The sequence below is a fragment of the Pseudomonas syringae genome, from assembly GCF_002157375.1.
Lineage (GTDB): Bacteria > Pseudomonadota > Gammaproteobacteria > Pseudomonadales > Pseudomonadaceae > Aquipseudomonas > Aquipseudomonas syringae_T.
Window position 1 is genome coordinate 269,490 of sequence record NZ_MTSA01000007.1, and the last position, 21,167, is coordinate 290,656.

Here is a 21,167-nt window from a genome sequence, read left to right on the forward strand (position 1 = left end):
GACGGGCTTTTCCTGTATTTCGCGCTGGAGATGCTTAATGCTGCAAGACATTACTGTCGAACACTTTCGAGCGGTGGTCGGTACTACCTGCTTACTGCAATTGGGCGATGGCAGTCAGTTGCCGGTCCAGGTTTCATCGGTCGCCGAACGGCCGCAGGCGCGCGCCTCTCAAGATCAACGCCTGCCGTTCAACGTGTCTCTGGACTCTTTGGAGCCCAGCGCCTTTATCGACGGCCCATGCGCCATCGAGCTACCGGACACCGGCGTACTGCAGGATGTTTTCGTGTCTCGCGTACCTGCCATGGGGCGTGACAGCCGGTTAGCCTACTTTTGCATCAGCTTCAATTGACGGCAGCGGCCTGGCCTGGATACCAGATCAGCCGCTCGGCCGCCACGTCCCGTTCCTGAACCTCAAACCCCAGCGCCAGATAATGCTGGCGCGCATGGGGGTTGTTGGCCCAGACCACCGTTGCGACCGGACAGCGTATCTGTTCGGCCGCCTGCTGCACGCCTTGCACGACGTTACGACCATAACCCTTGCCACGTGCAGCCGGAATGAACGCCAGGTACAGCACGCGAATCTCGTTGTGGCCGAAGTCGGTGACCAGCGCGCCAATGGGCGTGCCGAGCTTTTCAACCACGTAGTGCATGGCGTTCGGAAAGTGCTCCCCCAGCCCCAGATCCTGTACGCGAAACTGCTGGGCGACAACGTCCTCAACCTGATCGCGTTCTCCGTCGATCAGTTGCAGATCGGGCCGCGCCGAGTGATAGAGCACCTGTAGAAAGGCACTGTCGGTCTCTCTCGATGGCCGCACGACCAGTCCATCGATATTGGCGAAAGGTTTTTTTGTCATGTGCTGTCCTCTGTCCATGTGTCAGCTTCAAAACCCGCTTTCACGCACGCCCAGTGCGGCAAGCCGGCGCCAGGTCGCGCCCAGCAGGGATTCGCTGCGACCGTCCAGCACGGCAACGCCGCGCAATGGCTGGGACGGTGCGGCGGTATTGTCCACCAGTTTCAGGCGTACGCCGTACTGGCCTTGTACCGGTTCGGCGCGCTGATTTTCGTCTCGACGTACGGCAATAGGGCCGTGATGATCGGAACTCAACGCCTCTTGATCCAGCCAGGCCACGCCGTTGGCGTCGACTTCCTGAAGCTCCACGGCCAGCGACTCACGCATCGGGTCGTCAGCAATGAAGCGTCCCCGATCTCCGGGGGCTATGCGCCATAACGCATTCTCGGCCACGTACCCGCGAATCCGGGTGCCTGCCTCGACCACCCGAAGCAGCGGATCCCTGGTTGAAACCCAGCGCCCGACGCTCAACTGCGGCAGCAGATCGCGCACCTGCCCGGCCTTGGGCGCGCGCAACAACAGGCGCTCGCGCCGTGCCGCCAGGCCTCTGTACTCGGCGACGGCTTCGGCCAGGCGCTGTTCCAGGATGCCGGCATCGGCAGCGGTCTCGCTGCGCCCGGCCTGGCGACGCATCTGCAACTGGAGCATGTTGATTTCACGGCGCACGATGCTTTGCCGGGAGTCGATGTCAGGGGATTCCAGCTCCATCAGCACGGCACCTTGTTCGACCTTCTGGCCGTCCCGCACGTTGACTTGCCTGACCCTGGCCGCTGCCGGAGCGTGAATGGCGGTCACGCTTTCGGCTTCCAGCATCACCGGCAACTCGACACTGCTGTGCCACGGCACGATCAGCAGCAAGACGAGCGCCAGCAAGCCTGTCGCACTGAGCAGCACACGGGGTGCATACGCTTGTTCGCGGTGCGACCACCAGTGACGACATTCCTTGAAAATCGGCAGAAAAATGAACCAGCCCAGTTCCACCAGCATCAGGAAAATCCCAAGCAATTTGAAAAACAGGTGGTAGACCGCCAGCGCGATACCGAAAAACAACGCTGCACGCCACAGCCATGAAAGATAGCCCCACCACAGCAACCGACGCTGCATGACCGGTGACCACGGCTCTGGCGCAGGCAGGCCGTAACCGAACAAGGCCTCGCGCAGCCGCCAGCGGCAGAGGGCGAAAGCCCGGCCCTGAAGGTTGTCGACTCCCCATAAGTCGCTGATCAGAAAGTAGCCGTCGAAGCGCATGAACGGATTGAGATTGACCACCACAGTGGTTAGCCACGTTGCGCTGGCGAGCATGAAGGCGGCGGTGCGCGCCGGCCCGTCGGGCAACAGCGACCAGGCCAGCAGGGCGATGCACGCTAACAGCATTTCCGCCAGCACGCCGCCTGCGCCGATCAGCAGGCGGGCGCGTCTGTCATTGACCCGCCAGGCGTCGCTGACATCGGTGTAGAACAGGGGCAACAGCACCATGAACGCCACGCCCATGCTTTGCACCCGACAGCCGGCGCGCTTGGCCATGAACGCATGGCCGAACTCATGACAAAGCTTGGCAAAAAACAGGGCCACGCCAAATGCCAGAGCACCGCCGAGGCTGAACAGGTGCGGGAAGGTGCCGATGAAACGCTGCCAGTCCCGGGCGACCAGAAAAACCCCCAGCGCCAGCGTGAGCGGCAACCCGTAACGCAGCAGCCTTGCACCGTAGCGCGCCAGCCACGGCCAGACCTGGTCGAGAAATGCATCCGGACGCCAGAGCGGAATGCGGAAGAACAGATATTGATGCAGAAGCATCTGCCACAGCCCGTGACGTGAGGCCGCAGCTTTGTGGGCGTAGCTGGCGCGCTGCTCCGGGTCCTGTGCGGCGATCAGGTCATGACCGCGCAAAAAGCGCAGCAGTTCTTCTACTTCAGCACTGCCCAGCGGCAGGCCCGGTTCGCGATTGGCCGCTTGCAGCACCCGTGAAGCGTCGCCCAGTGCCCAATGACGCAGCAGACGCATGGCCTGAGTACCCAGCTTGAAATAGCGACCGCGCAGCGGGTCGGCCAGGGTCCAGCGCGGCGAGCCGTCGAGGGCCGGGGCGGCGGGTGTCAGTTGCAGGTCTGCACGCAGAGTGGGCAGGTTCATTACAGGCCTACACTTTGACGCAGACCGGCAAGAGGGCGACGCAGCAGGTACAGCGCCAACGGCGCCCGGTCGCCGAACACCTTCGCGGTGCCGCGCAGACCGATCCGTGGGGGTGGCGACTCGAGAAAACTGGCATCCAGGCGATAAGCCAGCTGCCCGCCGGGGGTGGGCTGCGCTTCATAGGCGGCCCGTTCAAGGCGGGCCGCGTGACGTTGCAGCGGGTCGCTGTCCAGAAACAGCGCTATTTCAGCGTCCGGTTGCAGCGCAATCGCGTCGCCGACCGCCAGTTCGATACGCAGCTCGGCCTGAGTCGGATCGGCAATTTCCAGCAGACGCTCGCCGGTCTGCACCGGCTTGCCGAGCCAGCGCTGGGCATCGGCAAACACGGCAATGCCGTCACGCTCGGCACGCACTTCACTGCGTTTCAGCAACTCGCGAGCATAGTCGCGCTCAGCACGTTTCTGCTCGACGCGGGCCGCCAGCAGGTCGATTCTCGAGTTTGATTCTGCGTCGGCGAACGACCGCTGCGAATTGGCTTTCAGTTCTGCTTCTGCCACGCCCAGCGCCCGTTCGGCCACATCGGCCTGGGCCTTGAGGGTGGTGTTCTCGAAGCGCAGCAGCAGGTCGCCGGTCTTGACGGGCTGATTGGGTTTGACCAGAAATTCGGCCACCACGCCGTCCAGAGGCGCAGCCACCACCCGACCGCCCAGCGGGACGACCTCGGCCGGTGCCAGCACCGATTGACGCACCGGGATCAGCAGGCACAGCAGCGCCAACATCACCAGCAAGGCCTGGCGTTTGCGGTTGAAACGCAAGCGCCAGGGTTTTCCGGGTTGCAAGGCCAGCCAGGCATGGCTACAGGTATCGCCCAATTGCGCGAGCAGGACTTGCTCGGCGGGCGTCCACGGCGTGTCACGGGCCAGCCACAGGCCGCCAAACACCTCGCCTTTGCGGTCTTGCAGCGGCAGCCAGAAAACATGGGGGGCCGACAGGCTGTTCCAGTCCTCGCGCACCGATGCACTGAGTGACTCCATGCGAACGACGCGGGCCGGCTTGACCAGGTCCAGCTTGAGCAACTGGCCGACGGCGTGCTCGACAAACGCCACGAACGGCGCATGGGGTTCGATAACGCTGACCCCGGTCACCGAGCGCACTTTGCCGGCGATCACCAGCGCCGCATGGCGGTAACCGAACAACCCCTGGCTGTCGTTGACCAGGCTGTAAGCCAGTTGCTCTGTCGTGGGCGCGGCGCGGGTCAGCCGTTCAAGGTCCAGAAATTGCGCGAATACCCGTTCTACCGCGCCGGATACGGGGGCGTTCACTTAAGCTCCGCGAAATGTGCCGTACCGCTCATGCCTCCGAGCAGACCCTCAGCCTTGGGCAGGCTGGCGATCAGCAGCAACGTCTGGCTGCCTTCATCGATGCGCGCACCGAGACGCTTGACGGTCGCGGTCAGGGGCTGGCCGGTCTCGTCCGGGACGAAACTGAACGTTTGCCCCGGCTTGAGTTTGCTCATCCAGCGCGAAGGCACCAACAGGTGGAGTTCGAGTGTTCGGTTGTCGACGATTTCAAGCATCGGCGTGCCTGCTGCGACGCTCTCGTAACGCTTGACCTTGCGCTCGACCACTTGCCCGTCATAGGGCGCAATCACGCTGCAACGCTTGATCTGTACCTGATAGACGCCAGACTGCGCCTGTGTTTCGGAAAGCCTGGCCTCGGCGCGCGCCACTTCAAAGCGGCCCACCGAGTTGAGGGAGGCCAGTTGCCGATTGTGTGCCAGTTCTTCACTGGCGCCACGGCTGGCTGCCTGCGCGGCATTGAGCTGAGCCTGATAGGCGGAGCAATCGAAGCGGGCGAGGGTATCGCCCTTGTTGAACGACTCGCCTTCCTGGAAAGGCAGATCAACGATACGGCCCGACAGCTCGCTGGCAAGCACGGCCTGATTGGTCGCGCGCAGCACGCCTCGCGCTTCGCTGGCGGGTACGGAATGGCTGGCAGGTGCGGTGTCTTCAAGCAGCGCGCTATCGGTTGACGTCTGCGCCTGGGCCAGGCTTGCCACACTTAACATCCCTAAAAGTACAGCTTGCGAACACCGCATCCAGCGAACTCCTTAAAAAATGGTGTACTCGGCACAGCCTGTGCCGATCGTGCCGTGTTATCCGAACTGTTTTTCCGGCGTGCTTAAAAACGTTTCGAGCTCTGCAAGCGGCAGCGGCTTGCTGATCAGATAACCTTGAATCTGATCGCAATTGTTTTTACGCAGAAACGCCAGTTGCTCCGGTGTTTCGACACCCTCGGCAATGACTTTCAGACCGAGGCTGTGAGCCAGTTCGATGATCGCTCTGGCGATGGCAGCGTCCTGCGGGTTGCTGGTCACTTCACGAATGAAGGCGATATCGATTTTAAGCTTGTGAATAGGGAATCGGCGCAGGTACGCGAGACTTGAATAGCCGGTGCCGAAGTCGTCGATGGAAATACTCACGCCGTTGGCCTTGAGCGTTTCCAGAGTAGCGATGGTGTGCGACGTGTTTTCCATCAGCGAACTTTCCGTCAGCTCGACCTCCAGCCACTGCGGTTTGACCCGATGCTTTGTCAGTGCCTGACGGATGTCGGCGACCAGGCTGCTGTTGGATATCTGCTGGCCAGAGACGTTGACGGCCACTTGAAACAGGCCCAGCCCCGTGCGTTCCCAGTCGGCAATTTGTGCGCAGACACGGTCAAGCACCCAGTTGCCGACTTCGCCGATCAGGCCCAGGTTCTCCAGCACCGGAATGAACACCGCAGGTGATACGCCGGGCAGCCCCGGGCGTGGCCAGCGCAACAGGGCTTCCAGCCCGCATACCCGGTCATCGGCCAGGTTGAGCTTGGGCTGATAGACAATTTCGAACGCCTCCTTTTCCACGGCTTCACGCAACGCGGCTTCAAGGTCGAGACGTGCCGACACTTCGGCGTTCATCTGTGCGGTGTAGAACCTGTAACTGTCGACGCCGAACTTCTTCGCGTTGTTCATGGCGGTGTAGGCGTGTCTGATCAGTTCGCGTGCGTCTTCGCCGTCCTCCGGATAGAGAGCGATACCGATGCTCGCGGTCATGACAATGTTCTGGCCTTCGACCTGGAAAGGCACCCGCAAGGCCTTGCGAATGCGCTCAAGGGTTTGTCGGGTATCGGCCTGACCGTCACGGATCATCAGAATCAGGGCAAACTCGTCACCGTCCACGCGCCCGAGGGTGTCGCTGGCGTTCAGGCAGTCCGACAAGCGATGGCTGACCTCCAGCAACACCTGATCACCCAGAACGTGGCCCCAGGTTTCGTTGATATTTTTGAACCCGTCCAGGTTGACCGTCAGGGCGGCGAGCTTCCAGCGACTGATGGCGGCCTGAGTGAGGCCCATCTGCAAGCTGGTGAAAAACAGATCCCGGTTCGGCAGACCGGTCAGGGTGTCGTAATGGGCCATCGTCAGCAGGCGTTGATCGCTTTCCTTGCGCCGGGTGATGTCACGCACGATGCCGACGATGACCCAGTCTTCGCCAGTGCGATACGCCTGGCGATGGATCTCCACCTCGACATCCCGTCCGCTTTTGTCACGGATCTGGGTTTCCAGCGGTTCGCTGGGGCCTTTGCCGGCGATGATCTGGTCGTACACCCGCTCAAGGTTTTCCATCGACGTCTCGCCCAGCTCGGCGGGTGTCTTATGCGAGAGTTCCTCGGCGGTGTAACCCAGTAACTGGCACGCCCTGCGGTTGAACTCGATAAGGCTCATGGTGTTGCGGTTGATCAGGAAAATAGCGTCTTCAGACGCGTCCATGACCGTGCGAAAGCGCTCCAGGTCGATGGTCCGCTGCTGTAATTGGTCTTCGAGTATCAGGCTGTGGCTTTTCAGGTAGTCGCCAAAGGCCTTGAGACGCAACAGATTGCGCACGCGCAGCCAGAGTTCGGCGCTGTCCACGGGTTTGTTCAGGTATTCCTCGGCACCGGCTTCCAGCCCTGACAGGCGCGCACTGTGCTCATCGAGTGCCGAGAGCATGATGATCGGGATATTGGCGGTCCCTTTCCGGGCCTTGAGCTGGCTGGCGACCTCGTAGCCATCCATGCCCGGCATCATGATATCGAGCAGGATCAGATCGGGCGCGCGCTTATCGATTATGGCCAGCGCGTGTTCACCCGACTCTGCCGTCAGCGTCTCGTAACCCTGGTTGCGCAGCAGCACCTCAAGCAGGTCCCGGACATGGACGTCATCATCGACAATCAGGATGGTTGCGGCGGGTTGGGTCATGACGAATGCTCAGATGATTGGCCTTAAAGGCGGATTTTTTTCAAGCAAGGCGTCGATGACCCGGTACAGCTCCTGATAGCGCAGGGGCTTGATGATGTAGGCGTTACAGCCTGCCAGCCGGATTTTTTCTTCGTCTTCTTTCATGGCCATCGCGGTCAGGGCAATGACCGGGATTGCCGCAGTAGCCACCTCTTTCTTGAGCAGCGACGTCGCGCTCAGGCCATCCATTTCAGGCAACTGGATGTCCATCAGAATCAGGTCGGGTTGACGCTCGCGGGCCAGCTTGAGACCCGTTTCCGCGTCGGTCGCACAGAGCACGTCATGACCGGCGCTGTTGAGCAGCAATTCGGCCAGACGCATGTTGGCGGCGTTGTCTTCGATGATCAGGATTTGGGCCATTACGCCTCCTCGGGTGCAGGAGGACGAATCGGCAACCAGGCCACGAAGCGCGTGCCCAGGTCCTTGACGCTGGCAACCGCCACGCAGCCGCCGTGCAGTTCGGTCAGTTGTTTGACCATCGCCAGCCCCAGCCCGGTGCCTTCGAATTTGCGCGCCAGACCGCTGTCGATCTGGCTGAAGGCCTTGAACAGCTTGTTCATGTCGCTCTGGGCGATGCCGATTCCGGTGTCGCTGACGCTCAGTTCCAGAAACTGGCTGGCGTCGCCGGGCGGGAGCGGGAAACCGTGGGTTGGCCAGTCCCCCTCCAGGACGCCGGCCTGTGCGCGAGGCACTTGGCGCACCGCGAGGACCACCCAGCCGCCGGGCTGGCTGAATTTCACCGCGTTGGCCAGCAGGTTGTAGACGATCTGCTTGGTCTTGCGCCGGTCCAGTTCAAGCAGCCCGAAGTCGGACTCGGTCTCCAGCTTCAACTGAATGCGTTGCAGCGCGGCCTGCTCCCGAACGATCAGCAAGCTGTTGCTCAACAGTTCGTCCAGATCGACGGGCTCCAGCTCCAGCGTCATCATGCCGGCTTCGACCTTGGACAGGTCGAGAATGTCATTGATCAGTGACAGCAAGTGCTGGCCACTGTTGAAGATGTCGCCGATGTATCGCCGCTGGTCATCGGTCATATCACCGACCATGCCGTCGCGCAGCGCCTCCGAAAAACCGATGACGGCGTTGAGAGGCGTACGCAGTTCGTGGGACATGGTGGCCAGGAACTCGGACTTCATGTGGCTGGCGTGTTCCAGCTCGATGTTCTTCTCTTCCAGCGTGCGCTCGAAACGCTTGCGCTCGGTCACGTCCCTGGCAGCGGCGAACACGCCCTTGAGCTTGCGGTCGCGGTCATGAAAGGTCGCCGCGTTATAAGACACGACAGTTTCGGTGCCGTCGTAGGCGCGCACCGTGAGTTCGTAGTCGCTGACTTTGTGTTCACTGAGCACGCGCTTGATGGCAGCGTCGGCACTCGCCGGATCAGTGAAAAAATTCTTGCAGGGCGCGCCGATCAGTTCATCGCGGGTGCGCCCGGTCAGCGCCATCATCTGCTTGTTGACGTCGGAAATGATGCCTTGCGGGTCGGTCATCATCAGCGCATCGATGTTCGATTCGATCAGCGAACGGGTGTAGAACTGCTGGTCGCGCAGGCGCTGATCCAGCAAGGCCTGGGTTTCTTCTTCCTGCTTGCGCGCAGTGTTGTCAGTGCCGATCAGCAGGTAGCCGATGATGGTTTCGGCACTGTCACGCAACGACGTCACCGACACCATAGCGGACAGGCGGCTGCCGTCCTTGCGGATGTAGGTCAGCTCATAAATGTCTTCGATGCCGCGCGAGGCTTTGAACACCAGCGCCTCAAAGCCGGGTGTGATGGGGGTGTTCAGTTCGTGGCTGAGGGCTGCGGCGCGGATGATCAGTTCGGCCGGGTCGGAGATGTCGGCGGGCGTGATCTTGTCGACCACGTCTTCCGAGTGATAGCCAAGCATGCGCTCGGCCCCGACATTGAAGATCTGGATGACCCCGTGTTCATCGGTCGCGATGCTGGAAAAATAGGCACTGTTGAAAATGGCGTCCTGAAGCGCACTCGTCTTGATCAGTGTTTTCTGCCGACGCGACTCCACGATTTTTTCGGCGCGAGACTGAGGTTCGGCGGGTAAGTAGTCGACCGGCGGGTTCTCCATGATTCTTTCCCGTAACTACGTGACCCTGTCTGCCAAAACGGCCGTAAAGCATATCTACGGACATCCATTCGAATGGATGATAGGAGGTTTATGGACCATACCAGAAGGTTATCGGCAGATTTGATAATTAAATGAATCTGTCTGGAATATTTTTCCGCTTAGCGTGCAAATCGGCTACGACTTGCCGGATATTCCGTATTTTCGAAGCCGATGTGCGATAGCCGTGTGCGAGGTGTGCAGGCGAGCGGCCAGTTGGCGGGTCGAGGGGTAATCGGCATAGAGCTTTGCCAGCAGGTCCTTTTCAAACGCCTCGACGGCGTTTTCGAGGCTGTCGATGGGGGCGTCGTTCTGGCGTGCCACGGCGGTGCCTGCGATGTCCAGATCGCCTATATCCACTTGAGTGCTTTCACAAATCGCGGCAGCGCGAAAAATAACGTTCTGCAACTGACGCACATTGCCCGGCCAGCGGTTGCCCAACAGGGCAGGGTAGGTGCTGTGCGCCAGCCTGCAGACGGGTCGCTGAATCTGGGCGCAGGCCTGTTCCATGAAATAGCGGGCCAGCAACAGGATGTCCTGGCCGCGCTCGCGTAGCGGCGGAACCTCCAGGTTGAGAACATTGAGACGGTAGAACAGGTCTTCGCGAAAGGTGCCTTCGCTGACCATTTTTTCCAGATCGCGGTGGGTGGCGCTGAGAATGCGCACATTGACCCGCACTTCCCGATCCCCGCCGACGCGCCGGAAGCTGCCATCGTTGAGGAAGCGCAGCAGTTTGGCCTGCAGATAAGGTGACATTTCGCCGATTTCATCGAGAAACACCGTGCCTTGGTTGGCCAGCTCCATCAGGCCCGGTTTGCCGCCACGCTGGGCACCGGTGAAGGCGCCGGGGGCATAGCCGAACAATTCACTTTCAGCGAGGTTTTCCGGCAGCGCCGCGCAGTTCAGCGCCAGAAACGGTTCGCCGTGGCGTGTACTGCTGGCGTGGCAGGCGCGGGCGACCAGTTCTTTGCCCGTGCCGGTCTCACCCTGAATCAGCAACGGCGCGTCCAGCGCTGCCACGCGTTGCGCCCTCGCTTTAAGGGTACGAATGGCTGCGGAGTCTCCCAGCAGCGCATCGAAACCTTCGGCATGATCGTGGTGCAAGGCCGACAGGCGTTCGCCGATGCGGCTGGGCAGGTACAGGGTAATCAGCGCGCCTGCTTCAGTAATCGGGGTGGCATCCAGCAGCAGAGCCTCGCCGTTGAGCGTGATTTCGCGCAACGGCAGACGAAACCCGTTTTCCAGCAACGCCGTTTGCAGGCCGGGGTCGGCAAACAGTTCAGCGATGGGCTCTCCCGCAGGTTCGCGGCCTATCAGGGCAATCAACGCGGGATTGGCCAGCAGCACATGCCCTGCGCTGTCGAGAGCCAGCACCGGGTCGGTCATTGCCGCGAGCAGGGCGTCCAGTTGCAAATGGCGACGCTGACCGGGGAGGATGTCCACCACCGTGATCGCCTCCACACCCCGCACCCGAAACAGCGCGTCCTTGAGCTCTTCGAGCACCTGATGGCTGAGGGTCGGCGCGTCGATGTAGACGTTAGGCGGGACCATTTCCACTGCATCCAGATTCAGATTGCGTCCACCCAGAATGGCCAGCACTTCCTGGGTGATACCAACGCGGTCGATGAAGCTGACGTGGATACGCATGGGACGTTAACGATTCGCGGCGGAGAAGGCGGCAAGTATGCCTTGTGGTGCGGGTTTGGTGAAATCCGGTGGTGAATACAACTGGCGCTCGTACCCACTCGCGTGGGTACGAGAAAAAACTATTCCAGGTGCTCGGGCTTCACCGGATCGCCTGACTTGACGTTCAGCTTGTCGCGAATGTCGGCGAACATCCGGTCGTAGTCCTTGTGCTGGGCGATAGGCAGTGACGACGAGTTGGGCAGACCGTGCTTCATGGCGATGCGGCTGGCGTCGTGGGCGAAGTCGAACGCCTTGTCACGGGTCAGCTGGAATTGTTCTTCGAAAGACGTGCCATTGACCTCTCCCTGCAAGGTGAAACTCATGCAGGTGCCTTCCTTCGGGTCTTCGCTGACTTCATAACGCAGGTGGAGGTCATAGCTGACTTCCGCGGGTTGCAGCGCCACATGAATGAGGTGTAGATGGCCTGGCTCGTACATGAAGGTATTCCATCAAGTGATGAGTGTGTTCAGTCAGACACTGCTCGCCTCTGCGCAGTTCAGCCCGATGCGCGGTGCGTCCACGGCACGATCAGCGCCCCGCTTTGGGTGGTTCCGGCCTTGACCATATCCACAGATTACCCAGTGCCATCCCGGTCAGGGCCAGGTACAGCCACCACGCATGACCGATCAGGCTGAGCATCACCACCGCACACACCAGCATGCTGATGGTGGCGCTGATCTTGGCCTTGCGGGCGACCAGTCGGCCATTGCGCCAGTTGTACAGGATTGGCCCGAACACCCGATGGTTTTCCAGCCAGGCATTCAGTCGCGGCGAACTGCGCGTCGCTGCCCAGGCCGCCAGCAGAATGAACTCAGTGGTCGGCAGGCCAGGCACGAAGATCGCAACGATGCCTATGCCCAGCGCGGTATAGGCGAGGATGCCGTATAAAAGGCGTGAAAGTCTTGAGCCAGGTGGTTTGTACGTCATGGTCTCTACAGGCAGGTTCAGAAAGCCCGGCCAGCTTAACAGCACCGGGCGCTTTTTCATGCCTGCGCCACGTCCTCGACCGCTGCATCGGCATACGCGTGCTGCAGCAGCACGTTGAAACGCTCGAATGCAGCGATGGCACCCTGATCAAGCTGCGCTTCCTGCGCGGCGTTCAGCGGCAGGTCGTCCAGCGTCCTGATAAACGTCTTCCAGCCGGCGGCCCGGCCACCTTCCGGTTCGCCCAGGTGTCTGGCACCGAAGCTGTCGCTCAGGTTCAGCGCTTCGGCGCGTTTGATCAGGAACGCCGCGCCCAGCTTGGAACCCTCCGAGACGAACAGCCAGCCGAGGGCTTCGGCGTCGGACAAGGGCTGGACTGCGCCCGCCACCGGCAGCGGAATGTCGACGTTCAAATCGGCGAGGTCTGCCTTGGCGTGTACTGCCCGGCAACGTGCGGGCAGGTCTTTGATGATCGCCTGGAGCGCGGGGGTGTTGTACAGGCTTTGCAGTTCGCTCTGGAACAGGTATTGAGCGACCACAAAGCGTGCGTAACGGGTCAGTGTGGCAAACGGCGCCTGGGCCTTGACCACCTTGTCCAGCTCTTCATGCGGTGCATGGGTGATACGACTGAGGCGTTGCGAACGCAGTGTCGGGCGGTTCTGATCGAGGGGCATCGAAGTCTTCCTTGCTGAAAAGAGGCTTGTTGAATAGATGAACAGTCGGACCTGAACGCGTAGAGAAAGCCTGCCATCGAGGTTTGACGGCGGGCTTTCAGCACGCTCGGGGTCAGATGTCCCACACCACATTGACGCTGAAGTTGCGCCCCGGCTGCGTCAGGCGATCAAGGTTGGCAGGTGCGGTCACACCGGCTTCACCCACGCCGTCGTAACCGCGCACATCGTCCCAGCGCCAGTATTTTTTGTCGGTGAGGTTGTAGAGGCCGGCATTGACAGTCAGGTCGTCGCTGACGTTGTAGAAAGCGGTCAGATCCAGGACGCCGAAGCCCGGCGTCTTGAACTGGCTGGAGGTGCCGTCCGGTGTGTGAAAGTCGCTGTCGTCCACCCGGTTCTTGCGTTTGACCAGCGTCCAGCTCAGCAGGCCGCCGTAATCCCGCTGGTCATACCCGAGGCCGATGACAGCGGTCAGCGGGTTGACGCTGTTGATCGGCGCACCCGTGTCGTCATTGCGCCCATGCACATAGGCAACGGATGCCTGGCTGTACAGCCCGTTCGGTGCGCCCAGCGTGTCGAGATTCAGACGCCCCTTGAGTTCTGCGCCTTTCAAGGTGGCGTGCTTGATGTTGTTCGACTGGAAGGTGAGTTCGTTATAACCCGGGGTGATCGCGTCTTCGTTGATGAAGTCGCGGTATTGGTTGTAGAACACCGCGACATCGAACGAACCGGATTCGAAACGGCCGCGCAGGCCGGCCTCGTGACTTTTGCTGGTTTCCGGTTTCAAGTCCGGGTTGGGCTCGACCACGTAGCCGGCCGCCGGGTTCTCGAAGCGTCCATAAAGCGCCTTGGCCGACGGTGTGCGGAAGCCTTCGGCGTACTGGCCGTACGCGGTGTAATGGTCGCTCAGGGCGTAGGTCACGCCTAACTTGGGCGAAAGACGATGCCAGGTTCGCGCTTCATCATTGGCCTGGGCCGGGTCTGTCAGGTTGACCGAGTTGAGAAAGGCCGGGGTGAACTCCGGATCGAGCCGGGTATGGTCGTAACGCACGCCGGGCAGGAAGGTCCAGTCGTTCCAGCTGATCTGGTCCTGCGCGAACAACGCATAACTGTTGATGGTCGGATCAGGGAAATCGCTGGTGGCGGCCAGTCGGTCATCCGGGCTGTTTGCGCCCGTTGCGCGACAGGAGCCGAACACCCTCGCGCAGGTCCCGCTGCCGCTGCGCAGCCCGGTCACTTTCTGTTGTTTGAGGGTGGTGCCGTAGGTCAGCACATGGTCAGTGCTGGCGACGGAAAACGTTTTGTCCAGCTGGGCATCGAAGACCCACTGTTTTTCCTGATACACCGTTTCGCGTTGGCGATACACATCGCGGGAGAATGGGAAATAGCGTTCGTCGGTGCTCTGGTCGGTCTTGGCTGTCTGGTAATTCAGGCTCCATTTGAGGTTATCCGCCAGCAGGCTGTCGAGGCTGAGCGTGTTTTCGATACCGAAACGCTCGCGGGTGATGGTGTCGTTGCCTGTGCGCGACTGATACATGCCCAGGCCGCGGCCATTGGCGAACGGCCCGCCCACCGCGCTTTTCAGGTTGGAATCCCGGTCGTCCCTGTACTTCTCGTAGGCCAGGGCGAGGCGCGAGCCATCCACGTAGTTCCAGCCCAGTTTGGCCAGTACGTTGGTGCTGCGCGCGTCTTCAGGGTTGGCTTGGGTACGGCTCAGGCCTGTGCCGCCTGCTTCACCGTAGGCGTCGGTTTCGTGACCTTTGCGCTGGCTCAGGTGCAGCAGGCCGTCGAATTCGCCCTGGCGCCCGGCGACGGTGGCCGAGTTCAGCCAGCTTTCATCCGCCGAGCTGTAGCCGGTTTTCAGGCGCGCGCCGACGTCCTTGCCGGGCTTGATGATGTCGTCCGGGTCCAGCGTGTAGTAACTGACCACGCCGCCGATGGCGCTGCTGCCGTAAAGCGCTGATGCAGGGCCGCGGAGGATTTCGACGCGCTTGACGATCTCGGGATCGACATAATTGCGGTGGGTTTGCGCGTAAGGGCCGGTGAAGAAGCTGTCGGGTACTTCCACGCCGTCGACCTGGGTCATGATCCGGTTGCCGTCTATGCCGCGAATGTTGTACCCGGTGGTGCCGGCGCGCTGGCCTGCACCGCCCACGGATACGCCCGGCTCATGGCGCACGAGGTCTCGAAGGGTGTTGACGGTGCCGCGGTCCATTTCTTCACGGGAATGCACGCTGACGGTGCTGGGCACGGTCGTCACGTTTTGAGCCTGACGGGTCGCGCTGACGGTGATCTGATCGAGGGCCATGACACCCGTCGAGCGTTTTTCCAGCACGACAGTGTTGTTGCCCAGATGGCGATAGCTCAGTGCGCTGCCGGCCAGCATGTCATCCAGTGCTTGTGCTGCACTCAGGTTGCCGCGTGTACCCGGAGAGGTCACGTTCTGCGCCAGCTCTGCGGACAGGCCCACCTGCCAGCCGGTGATGCGGCTGAATTCATTGAGTGCCGATACCAGTGGCTGCTGAGCGATCGAAAAACTGTAGGTGCCAGCGGGTCTGCTCGACCGGGTGTTATCGCTGGAAGCATTGGCGGGTATCGCCTGCAGGCTTGCGCTGAGTACTGCGACCGTCAGCAGCGAAAGCGTGAGCCGCGCGCGGTGCTGTCGGGCGGCAGGCGTGAACGTGGATGACATCGGTAGCGCTCCCTGGGGTGTTGCTCGTTATAGTGTTTACAAGCTGTTTCAAGATGAGAATCAGTTGCATCTGCTATAACTAGACGAACGGCCAGCGGCTATCGAGTAAAAAAATCCTGCTTCAGTTGAGAATCACCAGTGCCGGCATTTCGTGCAGGCTGGCCGAGGTGATCTGCGCCAGTGAGCGCACCACGTCCAGCGGTTTGTCCAGGCGGTAGTTTCCGGTCACGGCCATCCGGCCCAGCTGCGGGTTGGTGTTGATGATCCAGCCGGGGTAATAGCGGCGCACCTCGGCCAGTACCTCACTCAGCGGGCTGTTCTCGAAGATCAGTCGGCCTTGCACCCAGGCCAGGTCGCGCAGGGGATCGAGCTTTTCGAGGCGACCGAAACCGTCAGGGCCGACGCGAACACTGTCTCCCGCGGCAAGGCTCAGGCTCGATTCACCCCTTGTTGCGCGCACATCGACAGCACCGCGTTGCACCTGCACCTGCGCAACGCCGTTCAGATAACGCACGGAAAAGGCGGTGCTGTTGGCGCTCATGCGTACCGGCCCTGCGTCGACTTCCATCGCCAGCCCTGGCTTTGATGTGACGTCGAAGAAGGCTTCGCCTTGAAGCAGACGGGCTGAGCGCTGCTGCCCGTTGACCTTGCTGGAGAACGCCGAGTTGGTGTTGAGCAGAACGTTCGATCCATCCGCCAGCTCCAGCCGTTGGCGTTCGCCCACCACGGTCAAATGGTCAGCCTGCATGCGCATGGGCAGATTGCTGAAGCTGAAAAGCCCCACCATCAGCATGGCGGCGGTTGCCAGAGGTTTCCAGTGCGGACGCAAACGCCGCCACGCCGAAGGCCTTGGCGGTGGCACCGTGTGTTCGGCCGTCTGTTGAACGGTTTGCGAGTGCCAGATCGCGCGTGCCTTGTCGAAGGCGTGCGCATGTTCGGGGTCGGCGTGCAGCCATGCCTCGAAACGGGCCAGCCCGGCCTCGTCTGCCGCTTCCAGTTCGATCAGCCAGGTGAGTGCCTGATCCATCGCGCGATCGCTCAATACGTCTTGCGCAATGGCGTGCGGACGTTCTGTTCTCAGGGGCACGGTGTTCCTCGAAAGCCTGGCATTGTATCGATGGGAGTCCAGAGCCTGCGGCAGCATTCAGGGCGGGTCAAGCCTTGAGATCACGCCCACGCAAATCGCCATGATCAGTTTCAATTCTTTTTGCACGGTGCTGGCCGACACCTGCAGTTGCTCGGCAATCTCCAGGTAACTGCAGCCATTGAGGCGGCTGAGGGTGAAGATCGTCTGCTGGCGCGGGGTCAGCGTGCCCAGGCTGGCGCTCAGGCTTTCAATAAGGCGCTTGGCGTGGGCGGCATCCTCGGGGGCACCGAGTTGCGCAACGACGCTTTCCAGCCGGGCTTTCGGGACGTCTTCGATCATGGTCCGGCCATGAATGCGCCGCGCACGCAAATGGTCCAGCGCAAGGTTGCGCGCGGTCTGGAAAACGAAGGGTTCGAGGTGATCGACAGGGTGTTCGGTCAGGGCGCGGCTAACACGCAGCCAGGTTTCCTGAAGCAGGTCTTCGGCGGCACTGTGGCTGCCGACCATGCGTTGCAAGGTGCGCAACAGCACCGCGCGCTGAGTCAAAAAGACCGTGTTGAAACGAGACTGTGGCACAGAGAAGCCCGACCGAAGATTCAAGCAAATGATAATGCTTCTCATCTTCTGGTCGGGTCAAGCGTTGATCTGTAAGAATTTATCGAGCCGGCGGCGAGGCTTACTGCGCGTTGTGCAGCGCCAGGCAGTTGTCGAGCATGCGGTTGGAGAATGCCCACTCATTGTCATACCACGACAGTACTTTGAGCAACTTGCCGCTCACTTTGGTGTGATTGGCGTCGAAGATCGACGACAGCGGGTTGTGGTTGAAGTCATGGGAAACCAGCGGCAGGGTGTTGTAGCCCAGCACCTTGGAGTGCTGGCTGGCTTCTTTCATCAGTGCGTTGACTTCTTCGGCGGTGGTTTCACGCTTCAGGGTCACGGTCAGGTCGACCAGCGAAACGTTGATCACCGGGACGCGCACGGCCATGCCGGTCAGTTTGCCCGCCAGTTCCGGCAGCACCAGACCAACGGCTTCGGCAGCACCGGTCTTGCTCGGGATCATCGACTGTGTGGCCGAGCGGGCACGGTACGGATCGCTGTGATACACGTCGATCAGGGTCTGGTCGTTGGTGTAGGCGTGAATGGTGGTCATCAGGCCGTTTTCGATACCCAGTTCACGGTGCAACACCTGAGCCACCGGCGCCAGGCAGTTGGTGGTGCAGGAGGCGCTGGAAATGATCTGGTGCGACTGACGCAGTGTGTCGTGGTTGACGCCATAGACGATGGTGGCATCGGCACCGCTGGCCGGAGCGGAGATAATCACCTTGCGGGCGCCGGCGGTCAGGTGCGCAGCGGCCTTGTCACGGCTGGTGAACAGGCCGGTGCATTCGAACACCACGTCGATGTCTTGCGCTTTCCACGGCAGTTCGGCCGGATTGCGAATGGCGCTGACCGAAATACGGTCACCATTGACGGTCAGGCTTTCCTTGTCGCACTCGACCGTGCCGCTGAAAGGGCCGTGTACGGTGTCGAAGCGCAGCAGGTGCGCGTTGATTTCGCTGTCGCCCAGATCGTTGATGGCGACGACTTGCAGGTCCTGACGGTAGCCTTGGGTATACAGTGCGCGTAGGACGTTGCGGCCGATGCGGCCAAAACCGTTGATTGCGATACGAAGAGTCATACAGCCGTCCTTCTGAATTTGTTGTTGGAATTACAAGATTATTCTCATAGAAATAGAAAACAAGCCTTTTTAGTGGCAATATTTTGTTTTATCTACAACTACAAGCCTGAAAGGCCCTCCCAGTTGATCGAGATCAGGGTTCTGCTTCCTGACAATCGCTGCTCGAAAACTGGAACCGTCTTTACGGGTGACCTTAGACGTTAGCCTGGAGTTCATCACATGCATCCCCGCGTCCTTGAAGTAACCGAGCGGCTCATTGCTCGCAGTCGCGATACCCGTCAGCGCTACCTTCAATTGATTCGCGGCGCAGCGAGCGATGGCCCGATGCGCGGCAAGCTCCAATGTGCCAACTTCGCACACGGCGTTGCTGCCTGCGGCCCGGAAGACAAGCAGAACCTGCGCCTGATGAACGCCGCCAACGTGGCAATCGTCTCGTCCTACAACGAGATGCTTTCGGCGCATCAGCCTTACGAACACTTTCCTGCACAAATCAAACAGGCGTTACGTGACATTGGTTCGGTCGGCCAGTTTGCCGGCGGCGTGCCTGCCATGTGCGATGGCGTGACCCAGGGTGAGCCGGGCATGGAACTGGCCATCGCCAGCCGTGAAGTGATCGCCATGTCCACGGCCGTGGCGCTGTCGCACAACATGTTCGATGCCGCGTTGATGCTGGGTATCTGCGACAAGATCGTTCCGGGCCTGATGATGGGCGCCCTGCGTTTTGGTCATCTGCCGACGGTCTTCGTCCCGGGCGGACCGATGGTCTCGGGCATTTCCAACAAACAGAAAGCCGACGTGCGGCAGCGTTACGCAGAAGGCAAGGCCACCCGCGAAGAGCTGCTGGACTCTGAAATGAAGTCCTATCACGGTCCGGGCACCTGCACGTTCTACGGCACGGCCAACACCAATCAGTTGCTGATGGAAGTCATGGGGCTGCACCTTCCCGGCGCTTCGTTCGTCAACCCGTATACGCCGTTGCGCGATGCACTGACCGCCGAAGCCGCGCGGCAGGTGACACGCCTGACCATGCAGAGCGGCGATTTCATGCCGATCGGCGAAATCGTAGATGAGCGCTCGCTGGTCAATTCGATCGTGGCGCTGCACGCCACGGGCGGTTCGACCAACCACACGCTGCACATGCCGGCCATCGCTCAGGCCGCCGGTATTCAACTGACCTGGCAGGACATGGCCGATCTGTCTGAAGTGGTGCCGACCCTCAGCCACGTCTACCCCAACGGCAAAGCCGACATCAACCACTTCCAGGCGGCAGGCGGCATGTCGTTCCTGATCCGCGAGCTGCTCGCAGCCGGTCTGCTGCACGAAAACGTCAACACCGTGGCCGGTTACGGCCTGAGCCGTTATACCCGGGAGCCTTTTCTGGAAGACGGCAAGCTGGTCTGGCGCGAAGGGCCGCTCGAAAGCCTGGACGAGAGCATTCTGCGCCCGGTGGCCCGTCCGTTTTCCCCGGAAGGCGGGCTGCGGGTCATGGAAGGCAACCTGGGCCGTGGTGTGATGAAAGTCTCCGCGGTGGCGCCAGAGCATCAGATCGTAGAAGCTCCCGCCAAAGTGTTTCAGGATCAGAAAGAGCTGGCCGACGCGTTCAAGGCCGGTGAGCTGGAATGCGATTTCGTCGCCGTGATGCGTTTTCAGGGGCCGCGCTGCAACGGCATGCCCGAGTTGCACAAGATGACCCCGTTTCTGGGCGTTCTGCAGGATCGCGGGTTCAAGGTGGCGCTGGTGACTGATGGACGGATGTCGGGCGCTTCGGGCAAGATCCCGGCAGCGATTCATGTCTGTCCGGAAGCGTTTGATGGTGGCCCGCTGGCCCTGGTGCGCGATGGCGACGTGATCCGCGTCGATGGCGTAAAAGGCACGTTACAAGTGCTGGTCGACGCGTCAGAATTGGCCGCCCGCGAACCGGCCGTCAATCAGATCGACAACACTGTCGGCTGCGGTCGTGAGCTGTTTGGATTCATGCGCATGGCCTTCAGCTCCGCAGAGCAAGGCGCCAGCGCCTTTACCTCTAGTCTGGAGACGCTTAAGTGAAGTTGGCCCTGGTCGGTGATATAGGCGGTACCAATGCACGTTTTGCCATTTGGGAAGACGACACGCTGCATTCTGTCCGGGTGTTCCCGACCATTGACTACGCCGGGCCGGAAAAGGCCATCGAGGTCTATCTTCAGGACCTTGAGCTGCAACGGGGCGATATCGGCCATGTCTGTCTGGCGGTCGCCGGGCCGGTCGACGGCGACGATTTCGAGTTCACCAACAGCCATTGGCGGTTGAACCGCACCACGTTCTGCGCCGACCTGAAAGTCGATCATCTGCTGTTGGTCAACGACTTCACCGCCATGGCGCTGGGCATGACCCGGCTCAAGGACGATGAATACCTGACCGTCTGCCACGGCGTGGGCAAGGCGGATCGCCCGCGCGTGGTGGTAGGCCCCGGCACGGGCCTTGGCATCGGCACGTTGATCAAGCTGGAAGGCAGCCGCTGGATGGCCTTGCCGGGCGAGGGCGGGCATGCCGATCTGCCCATCGGCACCGCCCGTGAAGCCCTGCTGTGGACACGCTTGATGGCTGAACATGAGCATGTCAGTGCCGAAGTCGTGCTGAGCGGCGCCGGGTTGCTGTTGCTGTATCAGGTCAGTTGCGCGCTGGACGACATCGAACCGGTGCTCAAATCGCCTGCGGCGATCACGTCGGCAGCACTGGCGGGCGATCCGGTGGCGGCAGCGGTGCTGGAGCAGTTCTGCGTATTTCTCGGCCGGGTAGTGGGGAACAATGTCCTGACGCTGGGCAGTCTGGGCGGGGTGTACATCGTCGGCGGTGTGGTGCCGCGCTTCACTGACTTCTTCATCAACAGCGGTTTCAAGCGCGCCATGGCCGAAAAAGGCGTGATGAGCGACTATTTCAAGGGCCTGCCGGTCTGGCTGGTCACGGCCGAGTTTCCTGGCCTGATGGGCGCAGGCGTTGCCTTGCAGCAGGCTTTCGGTTCGGAGATCTGAGGCACCTCTCATAACAACAA

At 61.0% G+C, this 21,167-nt stretch carries 18 protein-coding genes; 3 read left to right on the top strand and 15 right to left on the bottom strand.

The features are described 5' to 3' along the window. The first annotated feature begins 37 nt into the window (after window positions 1-37). Window positions 38-349, top strand: a complete 312-nt coding sequence (locus BW686_RS11335; RefSeq protein ID WP_084916666.1) for a DUF6916 family protein — start codon at window positions 38-40, stop codon at window positions 347-349. Here BW686_RS11335 and BW686_RS11340 read toward each other — a convergent pair. The 15 genes from BW686_RS11340 to gap all read right to left on the bottom strand — a co-directional run bounded on the left by BW686_RS11340 (window position 342) and on the right by gap (window position 18,139). Then, entirely contained in the window at window positions 342-854 is a 513-nt protein-coding gene (locus BW686_RS11340) for a GNAT family N-acetyltransferase (RefSeq protein WP_084916668.1), read from the bottom strand. The genes BW686_RS11335 and BW686_RS11340 overlap by 8 nt on opposite strands. A gap of 27 nt (window positions 855-881) precedes the next feature. Continuing rightward, window positions 882-2,978: an HlyD family efflux transporter periplasmic adaptor subunit gene (locus BW686_RS11345; RefSeq protein ID WP_084916671.1), complete on the bottom strand. Its 2,097-nt coding sequence runs from the start codon at window positions 2,976-2,978 to the stop codon at window positions 882-884. Beyond that, the gene (locus tag BW686_RS11350) at window positions 2,978-4,300 is read right to left on the bottom strand and encodes an efflux RND transporter periplasmic adaptor subunit (protein ID WP_084916673.1); all 1,323 of its coding nucleotides are present in this window, start codon (window positions 4,298-4,300) and stop codon (window positions 2,978-2,980) included. The genes BW686_RS11345 and BW686_RS11350 overlap by 1 nt, the downstream gene beginning before the upstream one ends. Beyond that, complete coding sequence (locus BW686_RS11355) at window positions 4,297-5,046, bottom strand: efflux RND transporter periplasmic adaptor subunit (protein WP_373271004.1); 750 nt, start codon at window positions 5,044-5,046, stop codon at window positions 4,297-4,299. Before BW686_RS11355 ends, BW686_RS11350 begins: the two co-directional genes overlap by 4 nt. An 87-nt stretch (window positions 5,047-5,133) precedes the next feature. After that, the gene (locus BW686_RS11360; protein WP_084916679.1) at window positions 5,134-7,251 is read right to left on the bottom strand and encodes an EAL domain-containing response regulator; all 2,118 of its coding nucleotides are present in this window, start codon (window positions 7,249-7,251) and stop codon (window positions 5,134-5,136) included. 9 nt (window positions 7,252-7,260) lie between these two features. Then, window positions 7,261-7,650, bottom strand: coding sequence for a response regulator (locus tag BW686_RS11365; RefSeq protein ID WP_084916682.1), 390 nt, complete (start codon window positions 7,648-7,650; stop codon window positions 7,261-7,263). Further along, window positions 7,650-9,365: a PAS domain-containing sensor histidine kinase gene (locus BW686_RS11370; protein ID WP_084916685.1), complete on the bottom strand. Its 1,716-nt coding sequence runs from the start codon at window positions 9,363-9,365 to the stop codon at window positions 7,650-7,652. Before BW686_RS11370 ends, BW686_RS11365 begins: the two co-directional genes overlap by 1 nt. Window positions 9,366-9,539: 174 nt before the next feature. Beyond that, complete coding sequence (locus BW686_RS11375) at window positions 9,540-11,048, bottom strand: sigma-54-dependent transcriptional regulator (RefSeq protein ID WP_084916688.1); 1,509 nt, start codon at window positions 11,046-11,048, stop codon at window positions 9,540-9,542. A gap of 119 nt (window positions 11,049-11,167) precedes the next feature. Further along, the gene (locus BW686_RS11380; RefSeq protein WP_084916691.1) at window positions 11,168-11,524 is read right to left on the bottom strand and encodes a DUF5064 family protein; all 357 of its coding nucleotides are present in this window, start codon (window positions 11,522-11,524) and stop codon (window positions 11,168-11,170) included. A gap of 91 nt (window positions 11,525-11,615) precedes the next feature. Then, window positions 11,616-12,074: a YbaN family protein gene (locus tag BW686_RS11385; protein ID WP_084916693.1), complete on the bottom strand. Its 459-nt coding sequence runs from the start codon at window positions 12,072-12,074 to the stop codon at window positions 11,616-11,618. Continuing rightward, window positions 12,071-12,685, bottom strand: a complete 615-nt coding sequence (locus BW686_RS11390; RefSeq protein ID WP_086934809.1) for a biliverdin-producing heme oxygenase — start codon at window positions 12,683-12,685, stop codon at window positions 12,071-12,073. Before BW686_RS11390 ends, BW686_RS11385 begins: the two co-directional genes overlap by 4 nt. A gap of 112 nt (window positions 12,686-12,797) precedes the next feature. Then, entirely contained in the window at window positions 12,798-15,374 is a 2,577-nt protein-coding gene (locus tag BW686_RS11395) for a TonB-dependent receptor (protein WP_084916699.1), read from the bottom strand. 121 nt (window positions 15,375-15,495) lie between these two features. Next, on the bottom strand, window positions 15,496-16,401 hold the full coding sequence (locus BW686_RS11400) for a FecR family protein (protein ID WP_084916701.1): 906 nt from the start codon (window positions 16,399-16,401) through the stop codon (window positions 15,496-15,498). Window positions 16,402-16,518: 117 nt separating this feature from the next. Further along, window positions 16,519-17,037, bottom strand: coding sequence for an RNA polymerase sigma factor (locus BW686_RS11405; protein ID WP_179149241.1), 519 nt, complete (start codon window positions 17,035-17,037; stop codon window positions 16,519-16,521). A 100-nt stretch (window positions 17,038-17,137) separates the two neighbouring features. After that, complete coding sequence (gap, locus tag BW686_RS11410) at window positions 17,138-18,139, bottom strand: type I glyceraldehyde-3-phosphate dehydrogenase (protein WP_054985554.1); 1,002 nt, start codon at window positions 18,137-18,139, stop codon at window positions 17,138-17,140. A 219-nt stretch (window positions 18,140-18,358) separates the two neighbouring features. Here gap and edd point away from each other — a divergent pair, with 219 nt between their 5' ends. Then, a complete protein-coding gene (gene edd, locus BW686_RS11415; protein WP_084916707.1) occupies window positions 18,359-20,185 on the top strand; it encodes a phosphogluconate dehydratase in 1,827 nt (608 codons plus the stop codon). Next, the gene (locus BW686_RS11420) at window positions 20,182-21,147 is read left to right on the top strand and encodes a glucokinase (RefSeq protein ID WP_084916710.1); all 966 of its coding nucleotides are present in this window, start codon (window positions 20,182-20,184) and stop codon (window positions 21,145-21,147) included. The genes edd and BW686_RS11420 overlap by 4 nt, the downstream gene beginning before the upstream one ends. The last annotated feature ends 20 nt before the right edge of the window (window positions 21,148-21,167 follow it).

Excerpts from the sequence above, each read along its gene's own strand:
- BW686_RS11335 (WP_084916666.1), top strand. The coding sequence starts at position 38 with ATGCTGCAAGACATTACTGTCGAACACTTTCGAGCGGTGGTCGGTACT.
- BW686_RS11340 (WP_084916668.1), bottom strand. The coding sequence starts at position 854 with ATGACAAAAAAACCTTTCGCCAATATCGATGGACTGGTCGTGCGGCCA.
- BW686_RS11345 (WP_084916671.1), bottom strand. The coding sequence starts at position 2,978 with ATGAACCTGCCCACTCTGCGTGCAGACCTGCAACTGACACCCGCCGCC.
- BW686_RS11355 (WP_373271004.1), bottom strand. The coding sequence starts at position 5,046 with ATGTTAAGTGTGGCAAGCCTGGCCCAGGCGCAGACGTCAACCGATAGC.
- BW686_RS11360 (WP_084916679.1), bottom strand. The coding sequence starts at position 7,251 with ATGACCCAACCCGCCGCAACCATCCTGATTGTCGATGATGACGTCCAT.
- BW686_RS11365 (WP_084916682.1), bottom strand. The coding sequence starts at position 7,650 with ATGGCCCAAATCCTGATCATCGAAGACAACGCCGCCAACATGCGTCTG.
- BW686_RS11370 (WP_084916685.1), bottom strand. The coding sequence starts at position 9,365 with ATGGAGAACCCGCCGGTCGACTACTTACCCGCCGAACCTCAGTCTCGC.
- BW686_RS11375 (WP_084916688.1), bottom strand. The coding sequence starts at position 11,048 with ATGCGTATCCACGTCAGCTTCATCGACCGCGTTGGTATCACCCAGGAA.
- BW686_RS11380 (WP_084916691.1), bottom strand. The coding sequence starts at position 11,524 with ATGTACGAGCCAGGCCATCTACACCTCATTCATGTGGCGCTGCAACCC.
- BW686_RS11385 (WP_084916693.1), bottom strand. The coding sequence starts at position 12,074 with ATGAAAAAGCGCCCGGTGCTGTTAAGCTGGCCGGGCTTTCTGAACCTG.
- BW686_RS11390 (WP_086934809.1), bottom strand. The coding sequence starts at position 12,685 with ATGCCCCTCGATCAGAACCGCCCGACACTGCGTTCGCAACGCCTCAGT.
- BW686_RS11395 (WP_084916699.1), bottom strand. The coding sequence starts at position 15,374 with ATGTCATCCACGTTCACGCCTGCCGCCCGACAGCACCGCGCGCGGCTC.
- BW686_RS11400 (WP_084916701.1), bottom strand. The coding sequence starts at position 16,401 with ATGGATCAGGCACTCACCTGGCTGATCGAACTGGAAGCGGCAGACGAG.
- gap (WP_054985554.1), bottom strand. The coding sequence starts at position 18,139 with ATGACTCTTCGTATCGCAATCAACGGTTTTGGCCGCATCGGCCGCAAC.
- edd (WP_084916707.1), top strand. The coding sequence starts at position 18,359 with ATGCATCCCCGCGTCCTTGAAGTAACCGAGCGGCTCATTGCTCGCAGT.